At 44.8% G+C, this 14,525-nt stretch carries 11 protein-coding genes; 10 read left to right on the plus strand and 1 reads right to left on the minus strand.

Features of this window, described 5'->3' with window-relative positions; translation table 11 throughout:
* Positions 1-45 precede the first annotated feature (45 nt).
* From dnm_RS05710 to dnm_RS05720, 3 genes are all read left to right on the plus strand, one after another.
* Positions 46-741 carry an SPOR domain-containing protein gene (locus dnm_RS05710; RefSeq protein WP_207681734.1) on the plus strand — a complete coding sequence of 232 codons (696 nt, stop codon included), beginning with the start codon at positions 46-48 and terminating at the stop codon, positions 739-741.
* A gap of 34 nt (positions 742-775) precedes the next feature.
* The gene (locus dnm_RS05715; protein WP_207681735.1) at positions 776-1,777 is read left to right on the plus strand and encodes a hypothetical protein; all 1,002 of its coding nucleotides are present in this window, start codon (positions 776-778) and stop codon (positions 1,775-1,777) included.
* Between the two features lie 216 nt (positions 1,778-1,993).
* Positions 1,994-2,587: a hypothetical protein gene (locus tag dnm_RS05720; RefSeq protein ID WP_207681736.1), complete on the plus strand. Its 594-nt coding sequence runs from the start codon at positions 1,994-1,996 to the stop codon at positions 2,585-2,587.
* 120 nt (positions 2,588-2,707) lie between these two features.
* On the opposite strand, the gene dnm_RS05725 is transcribed toward dnm_RS05720, so the two are convergent.
* Positions 2,708-2,911 (minus strand): hypothetical protein, encoded by a 204-nt coding sequence (locus tag dnm_RS05725; protein WP_207681737.1) that lies wholly within the window; start codon positions 2,909-2,911, stop codon positions 2,708-2,710.
* Between the two features lie 119 nt (positions 2,912-3,030).
* Here dnm_RS05725 and dnm_RS05730 point away from each other — a divergent pair, with 119 nt between their 5' ends.
* The 7 genes from dnm_RS05730 to dnm_RS05760 all read left to right on the plus strand — a co-directional run bounded on the left by dnm_RS05730 (position 3,031) and on the right by dnm_RS05760 (position 14,221).
* On the plus strand, positions 3,031-3,180 hold the full coding sequence (locus dnm_RS05730) for a hypothetical protein (RefSeq protein WP_207681738.1): 150 nt from the start codon (positions 3,031-3,033) through the stop codon (positions 3,178-3,180).
* A complete protein-coding gene (locus tag dnm_RS05735; protein ID WP_207681739.1) occupies positions 3,144-4,565 on the plus strand; it encodes an SUMF1/EgtB/PvdO family nonheme iron enzyme in 1,422 nt (473 codons plus the stop codon). The genes dnm_RS05730 and dnm_RS05735 overlap by 37 nt, the downstream gene beginning before the upstream one ends.
* A gap of 223 nt (positions 4,566-4,788) precedes the next feature.
* Entirely contained in the window at positions 4,789-8,394 is a 3,606-nt protein-coding gene (gene recB / locus dnm_RS05740) for an exodeoxyribonuclease V subunit beta (RefSeq protein ID WP_207681740.1), read from the plus strand.
* 190 nt (positions 8,395-8,584) lie between these two features.
* Positions 8,585-10,417: an exodeoxyribonuclease V subunit alpha gene (gene recD / locus dnm_RS05745; RefSeq protein WP_207681741.1), complete on the plus strand. Its 1,833-nt coding sequence runs from the start codon at positions 8,585-8,587 to the stop codon at positions 10,415-10,417.
* A gap of 631 nt (positions 10,418-11,048) precedes the next feature.
* Positions 11,049-11,618, plus strand: coding sequence for an acetate uptake transporter (locus dnm_RS05750; protein ID WP_207681742.1), 570 nt, complete (start codon positions 11,049-11,051; stop codon positions 11,616-11,618).
* A 79-nt stretch (positions 11,619-11,697) separates the two neighbouring features.
* Positions 11,698-12,177, plus strand: coding sequence for a cache domain-containing protein (locus tag dnm_RS05755; RefSeq protein ID WP_207681743.1), 480 nt, complete (start codon positions 11,698-11,700; stop codon positions 12,175-12,177).
* A 766-nt stretch (positions 12,178-12,943) separates the two neighbouring features.
* Positions 12,944-14,221 carry an L-lactate MFS transporter gene (locus dnm_RS05760; RefSeq protein WP_207681744.1) on the plus strand — a complete coding sequence of 426 codons (1,278 nt, stop codon included), beginning with the start codon at positions 12,944-12,946 and terminating at the stop codon, positions 14,219-14,221.
* Positions 14,222-14,525: the final 304 nt, after the last annotated feature.

The raw sequence follows: 14,525 nt of genomic DNA on the forward strand, positions 1-14,525 counted from the left end.
CACTCCGGATCGAGAGTTTTTAATACAATGAGTTTTGACCTTTCTTTGAATAAAAAACAAATCGCTTTGCTGGTGATAGCGTGTGTGGCTCTGATCATTCTGATCTTTCTGGCCGGGATGCTCTCCGGAATGATGATGCGCGCATCAGGTTCGGCAAATCACGCCGCTACAGCGAAAAATCAGAATATGGGGGGCAGTGGCAGCGCAGTTCCCATGACACCTCAGTCGGCCGCGGGCAGGGCAAAGGGTCTTGTGGCATCCAAACAGGCGGCTGTGATGTCAAAAGCCCGCCAGCCTGCTCAGGCCATTCGGAGCCCCGGATCAACATCCGGGGAACAGGGAGAGGCCGGTCAGGAGGAGCTTGCGGATAAAGATAGCAAAGCAGATACAAAAGAGACCCGGTCCGCCTCAGATGATCAGAAAAAAGACGAGCAGAAAACTGAAGATGCCCCGCCTTCGGACACACGCTTTTCCGTTGAAGTTGAATCTTTTGTATCAAAAACCAAAGCCCTGAATATGGTCAGCGATCTGACAGCAAAAGGATGGGGAGAAGCCTCTGTTTTGAAAATGCAGGATACCGGAGACAGGAATAATGTCTGGTACTTGGTTCAGATTGGCGATTATGACCATGCTGAAGCGGCATATCATGCGGCTTCCGAGTTTGAAGATAAAGAAGGAATCGTTGCAGCGGTGAGGTCCATGGATCCTAAAATTCTGGAACAAAGAAAAATGGGCGAATGAGAATTTCTGCCAAACTATCTGCGGAGAAAAGAATATGGGCGATGAAATAAAAATAGTGCATTCAAAGGAAGAATTTGAAAAGATTCAGCGTATAAAAGCAAAATATCCTGAGCCGGATGCACCAGACCCCGCGGAAGGCGATGTTTCTGAACAAGAAACTGAATTAACTGATAATGATGATCAAATAAGGAAGGAGCAAACAATGGCCGAAAAAAAAGAGGCACCGCAAGAGGAAAAGCCCCAGAAAGCAGCGGGTGAAACAAAAAATGATGAAAAAAATCTGTCTGAAGATTCAAAGTTTGCCAGTGCGCTGTTGCAACATCTGAATGCCACCCGGATGACCGCAGGACAGCTCGACCTGCTGATTCAGAAGCTGGAACTTCAATTTGATCAGCTCGTTCACGGCAACTTGGTCGGACAGTTAAAGCAGACAGACGAATATACCTTTGCCAAAGAATATCTTGACATGGAAATCCAGCCCATGAAAGATGTGATTGAGCGCATGAAAAAGATGGTGGCCGCGCTTCAGAACAAACAGCTCACGCTGAGTGATGATCTTCTGGAAGCCAAAGAGGAGATGGATAACAAGCTTCTGGAAGCAAAGAAGGAGGTAAATAATGAAGTTGAACGCCGGGTCAAAACCATAAGCACAAAGATTGATGATGAAATTCAGCGGACAAAGCGCACGATTGATGAGCAGGGAAGAGGGCTTCGTAATGAGCTTGTGGATTCCATGAAAAAGGAAAGAAAGAGCGCTGAAGATGAGCTTAAAGACATACGCGGCAAGTTTGAAACCGATACTGGCAAGTTGAAAGAATCGCTGACGGACCTTATCCGACAGGAGCGGGAAAAGCTGGAAAAGGAGACGCAGAAGATGTCCAAGGAAGCCTTTGAGATGAAAGAGAAGGTTCAGCAGAGTCTGCGCACGTTAAGCGAATACCTTGTTCTGGTGATTGACGCGGCCGGAGTCCACGATAAGATTGAAAAGTTATCTTATGATAAGACCCTGGAGGAAATGACAACGATCAATCTGTAAACTGATCCGGAGTGCCAAACTTGCAGTTTGGCAAAGACATCGGAAATGTTGCCAAACTGCAAGTTTGGCACTCCGGAATTTATGTAAGGGCGGTTCGAAATCGCCTTTTTTCCAGGCATCGGAAATATTGCCAAACTGTAAGTTTGGCACTCCGGAATTTATGTAAGGGCGGTTCAAAACCGCCCTTATGTTTTTTTATGAAAGGAAATTAACGTAATGTCAAGAACGTTGCTGGTGATCTGCATCGCATTGTTTATAAATATTATCCCCGGTCCGGGTTTTGCAGAAGTCAATCTTGTGGTCGGTATTACTCCGGGAATTTTTCTTTACAGCCCTGATGCCGAAGGATTCCGGGTCAGTGATGGTGAGACAATAGGAGAGGTGGAGGGCTATCTGAGTAATCTGGCGACGCTGACAGCGGGCGTAGGGATTAACACCCCGGCGGTTATTATTGATCTGACCGGCGGTCTCGGATATCAGTACAACAACGCGTTTACTTCAACCCTGTTCCTGGCTGATGCGGCCCTTCGTTTTAAAATCAACAGGGAAGAACTTACGGCCGGGCCTCATATTACCATCGTGAAATATGATCCGAGCTGGGACGGAGACGCGAATATCTCTCTTTCAGACGATACCGGATTTATCGGCGGATTGGGCCTCACCATAGGATCCAAGGCATTTTCCATCTCAGCTTCTTTGGATTATGTAAGCGCCTCTTTTGATGTGGAATCGCCCGGCATATCCTTAAACAATGAGGCCCTGGATATTTCAGGAATTGCTTTTCAGCTTGGCGTAATTTTAAGATTCTGATACTATTAGCCATGAGTTCGTTTCACCACAAATCCGGAGTGCGAAAATAGAGCAAAGCGATTTTTCGCATAAACACAAATCCGGAGTGCGAAAATAGAGCGAAGCGGTTTTTCGCATCAATCACACAAATCCGGAGTGCGAAAATAGAGCGAAGCGGTTTTTCGCATCAATCACACAAATCCGGAGTGCGAAAATAGAGCGAAGCGGTTTTTCGCATAAACCGCAAATCAAATCCGGAGTGCGAAAATAGAGCGCAACGGTTTTATACACTCGAAGATCAAGTTTTTTTTCTGTTATTCGAACCCGGTCAAAAAACTTGATCATCGAATATACAACAACAAAGGACGGCCAGGATGAAAAAAGGCTCAGTTCTCATAAAAATTGTTAATTTTTGTTGCTTCAGCATATTTTTTTCATGTATTAGTTTTGCAGAAAAGCAGATCATGAAAAACGATCTGACAGAAATGCAATCTGAGCAGCGTGTGGCGCTTGTCATCGGAAACGGCGATTACAAATCTTCGCCGCTGCCTAAAATTCTGTCAATGATGCCAGAGCCATGTCTGAAATCCTTGAAAAATTGGGATTTGAGATGATAAAAAAGGAAAATCTCAACTGGCAGGAGATGAATGCTGCTATTGTTGCCTTTGGAGAAAAACTGCTCAGGGGCCGGGGGGTCGGTCTTTTTTACTATGCGGGACACGGGGTTCAGTTAGATGGAAAGAATTATCTGATTCCAGTTGAATCAAATATCCGCCATGAAAATGAGGTGAAATATAAGGCAGTGGACGCGGGGATTATTTTGGCTGAGATGGAAAATTCCAGGACCCGGCTGAACATTGTCATTCTCGACGCATGCCGTGACAATCCGTTTGCCCGCAGTTTTCGCAGCAGTGCGGGACAGGGGCTGGCTTATATGGACGCACCGACCGGAATCATTATTGCTTATGCGACCGCTCCGGGAAAAACAGCCAGCGACGGGCCCGGAAAAAACGGTATTTACACCTCCGAACTCATCCGGCAGATACAGACACCGGAGCTGAGGCTCGTAGATATGTTTAACAGGGTTCGGAAAGCAGTGAGAACCCGGACAAACGGAAGGCAGATTCCGTGGGAATCCACGTCACTGGAAGGGGCGTTTTACTTTAAACTTCCTCAGAAAGATATTGCATCTTCGGATGGGTCTGCTCACAGGAATGCGGTAATTCCTCAGTCACAAAACGCAAGACACGGATTGAGTGCGGAAATATCGCCAGGTCAGACAATGGAAATGAAACCGGAGGCGGGGGAAGTATGGAAAGACCCTGTAACCGGCATGGCGTTTGTGTGGGTCCCGGAAGGATGTTATCAGATGGGCTGCGGATCATGGGCCGGTCAATGCGACAAAGACGAAGAACCTGTCCATAACGTCTGTGTGAACGGATTCTGGATGGGGAAATATGAAGTGACTCAGGCCCAATGGGAACAGATGATGAAAAATAACCCTTCCTCTTTCAAAAAAGGCGATAATTATCCTGTGGAACAAGTGTCATGGAATGATGTTAAGGATTTTATCCAAAAACTCAATACCGAGAATTCCGGACAATATAAGTTTCGCCTGCCGACTGAGGCAGAATGGGAATATGCCTGCCGGGGTCTCGGAAAACATGAGAAATATTGTGGAGGAGATGATCTCAGCAAACTGGGATGGTATGACAACAACAGCGGAGGCGAACCCCATTTGGCGGAAACGAAAGCCGCCAACAACTCAGGACTTTATCATATGAGCGGCAATGTGTGGGAGTGGTGCGAAGATTGGTATGAAAGCTATTCATCAGATTCGGTGAGGAATCCCGGGGGACCGTCAGCAGGTTCGACCCGGGTAATCAGAGGCGGGATCTGGTTTGATGATGAAGATTACTGTCGCTCAGTGAATCGTCATTATGGCGCGCCTGATTACCGCAACGATGATATTGGTTTCCGTTTGCTGAGGACACCTTAGACGACCATCCGGAGTGCCAGACTTACAGTTTCAGCAGCTCGAAAAGTTTCCGGACTGTGCGCAGTGCAACAAAGAAACCCGGCTTTTTTCCAGGACGAGGCGCTCTCGCCCGCCGGAAAAAGCCGGGTTTCTTCCCCGTCCCGTGTCTGCTCTGTGACAGCCCGAAAACTTTTCGATCTGCTGAGTTTGGCACTCCGGAATGGCTTTTTTCAGGATGTAAAAAATGCAAAAATTTAATCTGTCAGAAAACAAACTTGAGGGAACAAATCTCATTGAGGCCAGCGCAGGAACAGGAAAAACTTATACGATTACCGGACTTTTTCTCCGTCTGATTCTCGAAAAGCATCTTTCCGTGGACCAGATTCTCGTGGTAACGTTTACCCAGGCAGCCACTGAGGAGCTGAAAGACAGGATTCGCACCCGGCTTCGTGATGCCTTGGACGCGTTTTCCAAAGGACAAAGTGAAGATAATGTTCTGAACACACTTATTCAGAAAGCTGATAATCTCAAAAGCGGAATCAGACGCATAGAACAAGCCATCCGGGATTTTGACGAAGCCGCGATATTTACCATACACGGCTTCTGCAAGCGAATGCTCCATGACAATGCTTTTGAAAGCGGCAGCCTCTTTGACAGCGAGCTGGTGGCGGATCAGGAAAATCTCAAGCGGGAAATTGTCGAGGATTTCTGGCGAAAACATTTCTATAATGAATCCCGGATGTTTATCAATTATATCCTGGATAAAAAAATAACCCCAGAGAAGCTCCTCGCTTTTCTGGGTAATAAGATCGCGCATCCGGATTTGAAAATAATTCCTCAGCCGGATATGCCTGACGCTGCTGAGGAAGAAAACCAATACAAAGCCTGCTTTGGCCCGGCTCAGGACGCATGGTCATCTGTAAAGACAGAAATTCGGAATATCTTTGACACGGACAAGGGCCTGAACCGTAGCACTTACAATAAAAAAAAGAGTATTCCAAAATGGTTCCCAAGCATGGATGACTATATGGCCATGGGAAACAATAATCCTGTGAGTTTTAAGGAATTTGAAAGGTTTACTTCTTCAGGCTTGCAGAAAGCCACGAATAAAAATCACACAGCGCCGGTTCATCCTTTTTTTGACTTGTGCGAAGCCCTGAAAGACAAACAGGAAAAACTGACAAAAATTTTTGAGCAGCGTCTTCTGCGTCTGAAAATCGAACTCTTCCAATATGTAAAAGATGAACTTCGGAAGAGAAAGGAAATCCGAAACATTCTCTCGTTTGATGATCTTCTTTTTAACCTGCAAAGAGCCATTCAGAAGGGCGGAGAACCGCTTAAAGAGAATATAAGAAACAGGTTCAGGGCCGCGCTCATTGACGAATTTCAGGATACGGATGTGATTCAGTATGATATTTTTAAAAGCCTTTTTGACACAAAAGATAATATTCTTTTTCTCATTGGTGATCCCAAACAGGCCATATACGGATTCCGAGGAGCGGATATTTTTGCTTATATGAATGCGGCAGCTCATGCGGAGTTCAGGCACACCCTCGGGGAGAACTGGCGTTCCGAACCCTGTCTGATTTCCGCGGTGAATACCATTTTTGAACATTCTGATAATGCGTTTGTTTACAATGAGATTAACTTTAACCGGGTTGGTGCCGCGAAAAAACCAGACCCTGTATTTTTAAAACACAAGGGAGAATCCGAGCCGCCTTTGCAGTTATGGTTTGTAAATGCAGGAACTGGAAAGCCCATGACCAAAGGCCAGGCGGAAAAACTGATTTCCAATGCTGTCGCGGCCGAAATCTCACGACTCCTCGACCGAAACAATGAAATATCCCTGGGGGAAGCGCGTCTCAGGGAAGGCGATATCGCTGTTTTAGTACGCCAGCACAGAGAAGCCAAGTTAATGCAGAAAGCGCTTATGGCCTACAAAATCCCCAGTGTTCTCCACAGTGACAGCAATATTTTTGATTCCCATGAAGCCCTTGAGATGGAAAGAGTGCTTGCAGGCATTGTCCAGCCCAACAGTGAGAGATTCCTCAGAAGGGCCCTTGCAACCGACATGATGGGAGTGAGCGGAGAAGAACTGGATGAGATGACAAAAGATGAGACCCAATGGGAAGAATGGCTCGTAAGGTTCAGGGAATACCATGATATATGGAACAAATCCGGTTTTATTCAGATGTTCAGGCAAGTTATATCCAAACAGGACATATTGCCACGGCTCATGGCTTTGCCTGACGGGGAACGCCGTAATACGAACCTTCTGCACCTTGCGGAAATTCTTCATCAGACCGCTGTTGAAAAAAAACTGGGCATGGCATGGCTTGTCAAATGGCTTTCGGAGCAAAGAGACACGGAGACAAGAGACACGGATATTCCGGGGGCCGAACAATATCAGCTCCGCCTGGAAAGCGATGACAACGCGGTGAAGCTTGTCACCATCCACAAGAGCAAAGGACTGGAATATTCTGTTGTATTTTGTCCTTTTATATATGGCGGTTCTAAAATCAGCAACAAAAGCAAGTCGTTCCTGTTTCATGATGAGAATGATGATCGAAAACTGACTCTTGACATGGGTTCAGAAGATACAGAAAAAAACCAGGTCTTTGCCGAGCGGGAACTGCTTGCGGAAAATCTGCGGCTTCTCTATGTGGCGATGACCCGTGCAAAGAACCGGTGTTATCTTGTATGGGGGCGTTTCAATACAGCAGAGACATCTGCACCGGCTTATCTTTTTCATCATCCGGATGCTGCGGAGGATATTGTCAGCGCGACCGCTGACAAATTTAAGTCATTAGACGATGCGAACATTTTGGCAGATCTGAAAGCGATTCAGGACAAGTCGGACAGAACCATCAGCCTTTCTGAGATGCCCGACGAACCCGGAGAACCGTATTCACGCACTTGGAGTGGGGACAAACTCGGCTGTCCCAAATTTCAAAGTAAGATTCATCGTGACTTCCGCGTGTCGAGTTTTTCGTCTCTGACATCGGGGCGGACACACGGAGCAGAGTTGGCGGATCATGACGCTCAGGCCATTCATTATGACTATGCGGATTCGGAGGATACGCGGGTTCAGGAAGACCTTCTGAATATTTTCTCTTTTCCAAAAGGGCCAAGGCCGGGCACATTTATGCATGAGATATTTGAGCATCTGGATTTTACTGAAACGGATATGTCCGTAGTGAAGGATATGATTGAGGAAAAACTCATTGCATATGATTTTGATCTCAAATGGCGGGACACGATTTATGACATGATCCAAAAGACACTTTCCGTGAACCTTGATGAGACCTGTAAGGATTTCAAGTTGTCACAAATTCGGAATGAGGACCGGCTCAACGAATTGGAATTTTACTTTTCTTTAAATCGGATATCACCGAAACGCTTGAAACAAATATTTGAGAAATACGCTGTGGGTGATTTTTCAGAGGATTTTCCCAGTTATATTGAACAATTGGATTTCGCATCTGTCAAAGGATTTATGAGAGGCTTTGTGGATATGATTTTTCAATTTCAAGGCAAATTCTATCTTGTGGACTGGAAATCAAATTTCCTCGGCCCCGGGGCTGAAGATTATAACCAGGCGACAATGCTTCAGGCAATGAAGGAGAATTTTTACATCCTTCAGTATCACATTTACACACTTGCCCTGCATCGGTATTTGTTTGCACGACACCCGGGCTACAGCTATGAAGAAGATTTCGGAGGTGTCTATTATATATTTTTGCGGGGAACAGAACCGAATCGCCCGGATTTGGGAATATACCGGGACAGGCCTCCGGAACCATTGATAAATGAATTATGTAAAAACCTGATAGGACCTTTGACTCGATAATCAGCTTTTTTTGCAGCAGAGAAACCCGGCTTTTTCCTCCACGGACGGCGGGCCATTCTGGAAAAAAAAGCCGGGTTTCTTCCCCGGACAAATATCGAAAACTTATGGTTGGATACTTAACAGGTTCTTTGTCCGATCCGGGTCAAAAACCTGATTATCGAGTGTTAGTGAATAATTTATGAAAAAAGACATGATAACACAAATCTGCGACAGCGGAGTATTTTCTCCTCTGGATATCCATTTTGCCAGATTTATGGCGAAACTTGCGAAAAAAGATGTTGACAAAATTGCTCTGGCCGCGGCCCTGGTAAGCCATCATAAACAAAAGGGACATATCTGCCTTGATCTTTCATCTGTTAAGAAGAACTTGGATATCCCCTTTTCGTATCCTGATTTGGAGGACTGGCTCGGAAAACTCAGAAAAAGCTCCGCAGTGGGAAACCCGGGTCAATACAAGCCCATGATTCTGGATGATAAATCCCGGGTCTATCTTTACCGTTACTGGGAATATCAGGATAAACTCGCGGCTCTGATTAAAACACGAACCACAGAACAGGCCGAAGATATTGACATGGCAGTGCTGAAAAAGGGGCTGGAACGGCTTTTTCCCGCAAATCAGACAGATGAAACTGACTGGCAGAAGGTCGCTGCATTTACCGCACTGATGAAAAATTTCTGTGTTATTTCAGGAGGCCCGGGAACCGGTAAGACCACAACGGTTACGAAAATACTGGCCTTGGTATTGGAACAGAACCGCAAGCAGAGCATTGCCCTTGCAGCTCCCACTGGGAAAGCGGCCGCGAGGTTGCAGGAATCCATTCTTCGTGAGAAAAATAAAAAGCCTTATGAGGGAGTCAGAGAGGCAATTCCGGAGGATGCGTCAACCATACACCGGCTCCTCGGGAGTGTTCCCGGATCGCCTTATTTTCGTCATAATGCCGGCAATCCGTTATCTGCGGATGTTGTCGTGATAGACGAAGCCTCCATGGTGGACATGGCCCTGATGTCCAAACTTGTCCAGTCGCTTTCCCCCCGGACGCGGCTGATTCTTCTGGGGGATAAAGATCAGTTGGCTTCGGTGGAGGCGGGGGCCGTGCTTGGGGATATCTGTGACACGGGAAATATTCACAGCTTCTCTGAAAAATTCTGCGAGGACTTCAGGCAAATTACCGGACATGCAATTCGTGTTCCTTCAGATGATAATGCAGAACCTGCCACACCTCGTCGGAACCGCTCGGAGATGAGTAACTCCGTTGTTCAATTGCATAAGAGCTATCGCTTTGATAAAAATAGCGGTATCGGTGCGGTCAGTCATGCGGTGAATTCAGGAGATGCGGAAGCTGCGTTAACCCATATGAAAAAGGGGGAATACGGCGATATTTGCTGGAAAACACTTCCGCGGCCCGATGCGTTGCCCCGGGATATAAAAGATACGGTCATTCAGGGATTTCAGAGTTATTTAAAGGCGATTGATGATCCCTTGAAAATGTTTGAATTGTTTGACCGGTTTCGGATTCTGTGCGCGATCAGACAGGGGCGTTACGGTGTTGCTGCCGTGAATATTTATGTGGAGTGGATTCTCAGACAAGCCAATCTCATACAGCCATACAGAACGTGGTATAAAGGGCGTCCGGTGATGATTACCCGAAATGATTATCATCTCCGGTTGTTCAATGGCGATATCGGAATCACCCTGCCTGATGCGGACGCGAACGGTGAAGCAAAGGTTTTTTTTCCTGACACTGAGGGAACGCTCAGAAAATTACATCCGTTCAGACTGCCTGAACATGAAACCGTATACGCCATGACTGTGCATAAAAGCCAGGGATCAGAATTTGACAAGGTCCTGCTGCTCCTTCCGAACAAAGATTCTCCGGTATTGACAAGGGAACTTATTTACACGGGGATTACCCGTGCCAAGGAGAATGCCGAGGTATGGGGAACCGAGCGTGTTTTTCGTGACGCTGTTTCGCGCCGTATTGAGCGGGCCTCAGGCCTGCGTGATGCTTTGTGGGAGACATAGTTGTTTATTTCGGTACAAGGATTTCATATAAGAAACGCTCATGAAAAAGCCGGGTTTTTCACCCGGTCATGAAAATACATGGTCAAAACAGACAAAAAACCCGGGTTTTCAAAATGGATTTACATGGTAAAAAGATTGAATTCTTTTCTTATCATCCCCCTTCTTATACAAAATCCTTGTAACGATAAATAAGGAAACAGGCTCTTTGTTTTTTCTACCAAATACCTACACAACTTAAGTTGTAAATACAATCAATATTGTAATCATTTCAATTTTTTTTAATTCTTGTAGGTTATATCATTATATCCGATTTTTTTACAACTTAAGTTGTAAATCTCTTTCTGTTTCCATTCTCTTCTCTGTCTGTAAAAAATTTCTTTTGTTTCAATAGGCTATTTTATTATTTTTTAGTGTGGCACATTCTTTGCTTATAATTATATCTTTGTCATTGATGAATGAATTAAATTCATTTAATACGGCTTAATAAAATAAACGTAATTAATTTTTAAAATAGCAGGAAGAAACATTTTTTAGCAAATCAATTTTTATGTCAAAAAAATAACATCAGAATATCAGACATATAATCTGTTTAATTTAAAAATAATTTTAATCTTTTAAAGGAGGGTTGTTTATGTCAAACGGAGGTACAGAAAACGGGAATCCGGCAGTTGTCGGGTTAGCAGGCTTTGGTCTTACGACCATGATCCTACAGTTTCATAATGTCGGGTGGTGCGGTGTGGGTCCTATCGTGGCACTGGCATTTGTATTCGGAGGGCTGGCGCAGATGATCGCCGGTTTCCAGGAATTTAAATGCGGCAACAACTTCGGTTACAGCGCATTTGTGTCCTACGGATCGTTCTGGATAGCCTTGGGAGTAATTTTCATTTTGAACCACTTTAATATTTACCATTCCAGCACAACAGATGTCGGATGGTTCCTGGTGGTCTGGACCCTTTACTCGATCATCATGTGGATTCCTGCCATGAAGATTCATGGCGCAATGGCAATAACGTTTACGCTTCTGATCATCGGATTTATACTGCTGGATCTGGCTCATTTTGGTTTTCCGGCATTAACCAAAGTCGCGGGTTACGAGCTGATGCTGTGTGCGGCTGCCGCATGGTACATGATGGCTCATGTCATCTTTGCCCAGGTTTTCGGGAGAGACATTCTTCCGGTCGGCAAACCCTGGCTCAAGTAAGGACAGATAGCGGGTCAGCCTCGGTTACTTCAGCACCCCTAAAAGCCAATGAATCTAAACAATCTGAGGAGGGTATATTATGAAAAAATTTCATATTATTTCAGCCGTATTGATAATTCTTTTTTTTGCGACAAATGCGATTGCCGGACAATCAGCGACAAAAGATGAATGTGTGGTGAAGTGCCATGAGGCCGCGGCACTGATTAATTCTAAAGGACTGGAAAAAGCTGTAAAAGTCATCGGCGACCCCGAAGGCCCTTTTGTATGGAAAGATTCTTATGTGTTTATGATGAATTTGGATGGCAAGATGCTGGCCCATCCTATAAAGCCGGAACTGACAAAGCAGGAACATCTTTTTCTGATGACAGATCCCACAGATAAGGCTCTGTTTGTTCATTTTGTCAACCTTGCCAGAAAGGTAGGACACGGATGGGTTGAGTACATGTGGCCCAAACCCGGTAAGAACACACCCTGGAAAAAACTTACTTATATCTACAGAGTTCCCAATCAGGACATTTTCGTGGGAGCAGGTGTTTATGTCGGTGGTATGATGTACTAATTTATTGATGATCCGTTCTGTAGTTTTTCAGAACTTTTCAAAGGAGCGCAAGGTTTACTTATCTTGCGCTCTTTTTTTTTGAAAGTCCGGATGTCCGATAATCAGAGGGTGGTGTCGTAGATTGAATAATACAACTCGGAACAACCGCCCTAAGTCGGCATACAAAAAATTGTCCGAAGCTCTGATACAGTTTCGAGTTTCAAGTTTCAAGTTTCATCCCCCCCTCCCTACAACTTAAATTGTATTCACAATCTAAGTTGTAATCATTTTTCCCTTCTTTCATTCTTATACTTTATTAAGTTAAATTTGGAATGTTTTACAACTTAAATTGTAGGCATACAATTACCGCTTCTTTTTCTTATTTAGAAAAAAATATTTTTTTATTTTAGCAGGTTATACTATTTATTCTTTGCATGGCATACTAATTGCTTATATTCTATAGAAAAGGTGGTTTGTTATCACAAAATGAATGAGATTCATTTATTATAATCTGATAAAATAAACATAGAGAATTTTTCAAGGAGCAATGACGGAGATGAGGCATAAAATACAGCAAGGAATATCCCAAAGCAAATATCTCATCTCGGAGCGATCAAATAAACGATTTTACCAGGACCGATCACAAAAGGAACAAAATTTTATGGGATCACAAAGCTATGAGCATCGTTTCGGCTGACACTGGCTGATCGGCTACGTTTGTAATCGGATTTCAACTATATTTTTTTAAAATGACAATCATAACTCATTAACTTATTAAGGAGAAAACATGAAAGAGATCAAAAACAAAGGCTGGAGCGTAACTTTGGCGGGACTGGGAATTAACCTTGCACTGGGAATCCTTTACACTTGGAGTATTTTTAAACAGGCAATCAAAGAATCTATTACTGCCGGAGATGGCCGTTTTAACTGGGACATTGCTTCCCTCAACGATCCTTACGCAGTCTGCTGCCTGGTTTTTGCTTTTACAATGATCTTCGCGGGACGGCTACAGGACAAACTCAGTCCGAGAATTACCGCCATCATCGGCGGAATCCTGACTGGCGCGGGTCTGATTGTGATTTCACAGTTCAGCAACCTGACGAGTTGGATTCTGGGATTCGGCATACTGACCGGCATGGGACTGGGGTTTGGTTACGCATCTGCAACTCCCCCGGCTATAAAATGGTTTCCGCCTTCCAAAACCGGTATGATCGCGGGTATCGTGGTCGCAGGATTTGGTCTGGCCTCGGTTTATATTGCGCCGCTGGCGAATTTTCTTATTATTAAATTCGGGCTGAATCAGTCCATGCTGATTTTTGGAGCAGCTTTTCTCGTGGTCGTCTGTTTTCTGTCCATGTTCTTAGTCAATCCGCCTGAAGGTTATACGCCCGAAGAAACAAAGCCAAAAGCAGGGACATCTGCTCCGACAACCGTAAAAAAGACCGAAAATTTTTCTCCGGGCCAGATGATACGGACAGGAACATTTTATAAATTATGGTTTATGTATTTCGTAGGGGCCGGTGCAGCACTGATTATTATCGGCGGCGTGGCCGGAATGGCGAAAAAAAGTATGGGAGAATATGCCTGGATCGTGGTTGCGCTTATGGCGGTCGGTAATGCAGGCGGACGGATTATCGCCGGTATAATTTCTGATAAGATCGGCCGGACCCGCACGTTGCTGATTATGATGAGCTTCCAGTCTGTTGTGATTTTTTCTCTGTTATTTATCGGTGAAACTCAGGTATATCTGCTTGTCTTAGCTGCCACGCTGATCGGATTTAATTACGGAACCAACCTTTCCTTGTTTCCTTCTGCCACAAAAGACTATTTCGGGCTGAAAAATTTCGGCGTGAATTACGGACTGGTTTTTTCAGCATGGGGAGTCGGCGGCTTTGTCTTCCCGAGAGTTGCCCAGACGTTCGTAGCGAAGACCGGAACACCTGAAATAGCTTATATCATGTCCGCTGTCCTGCTGATTGCAAGTGCTCTGATATCACTTACGACCAAAGCTCCTGAAAGCATTCCCGAAGGCGTATCCGCTCTGGAGCGATTTAATGAAACCTAAAAACTGAAATTTGAAACTGAAAATTTTTTATATAACCCGGGGCAACACCCCGGGTTATGTTTTTTTGATTCATTATTAGGCTGTCTGATTTATCTATTATCTGACCAAATAAGTTCTGACGGGTGAAATTCGGAAAAACCGGACGCATGGAAATCATGCAGGACAATTTTTCAAAGTGTCCGAAAAACAATTTGAAAAATTGTCTTACATCTCAGCAGCCCGTCAGAATTTATTTGGTCGGACACTACTTTCAGTAGATCGAAAAGTTTCCGGACTGTGCGCGGGATAGCAGAGAAACCCGGCT

Origin of the sequence: Desulfonema magnum (genome assembly GCF_017377395.1) — a bacterium.
GTDB lineage: Bacteria > Desulfobacterota > Desulfobacteria > Desulfobacterales > 4be13 > Desulfonema_C > Desulfonema_C magnum.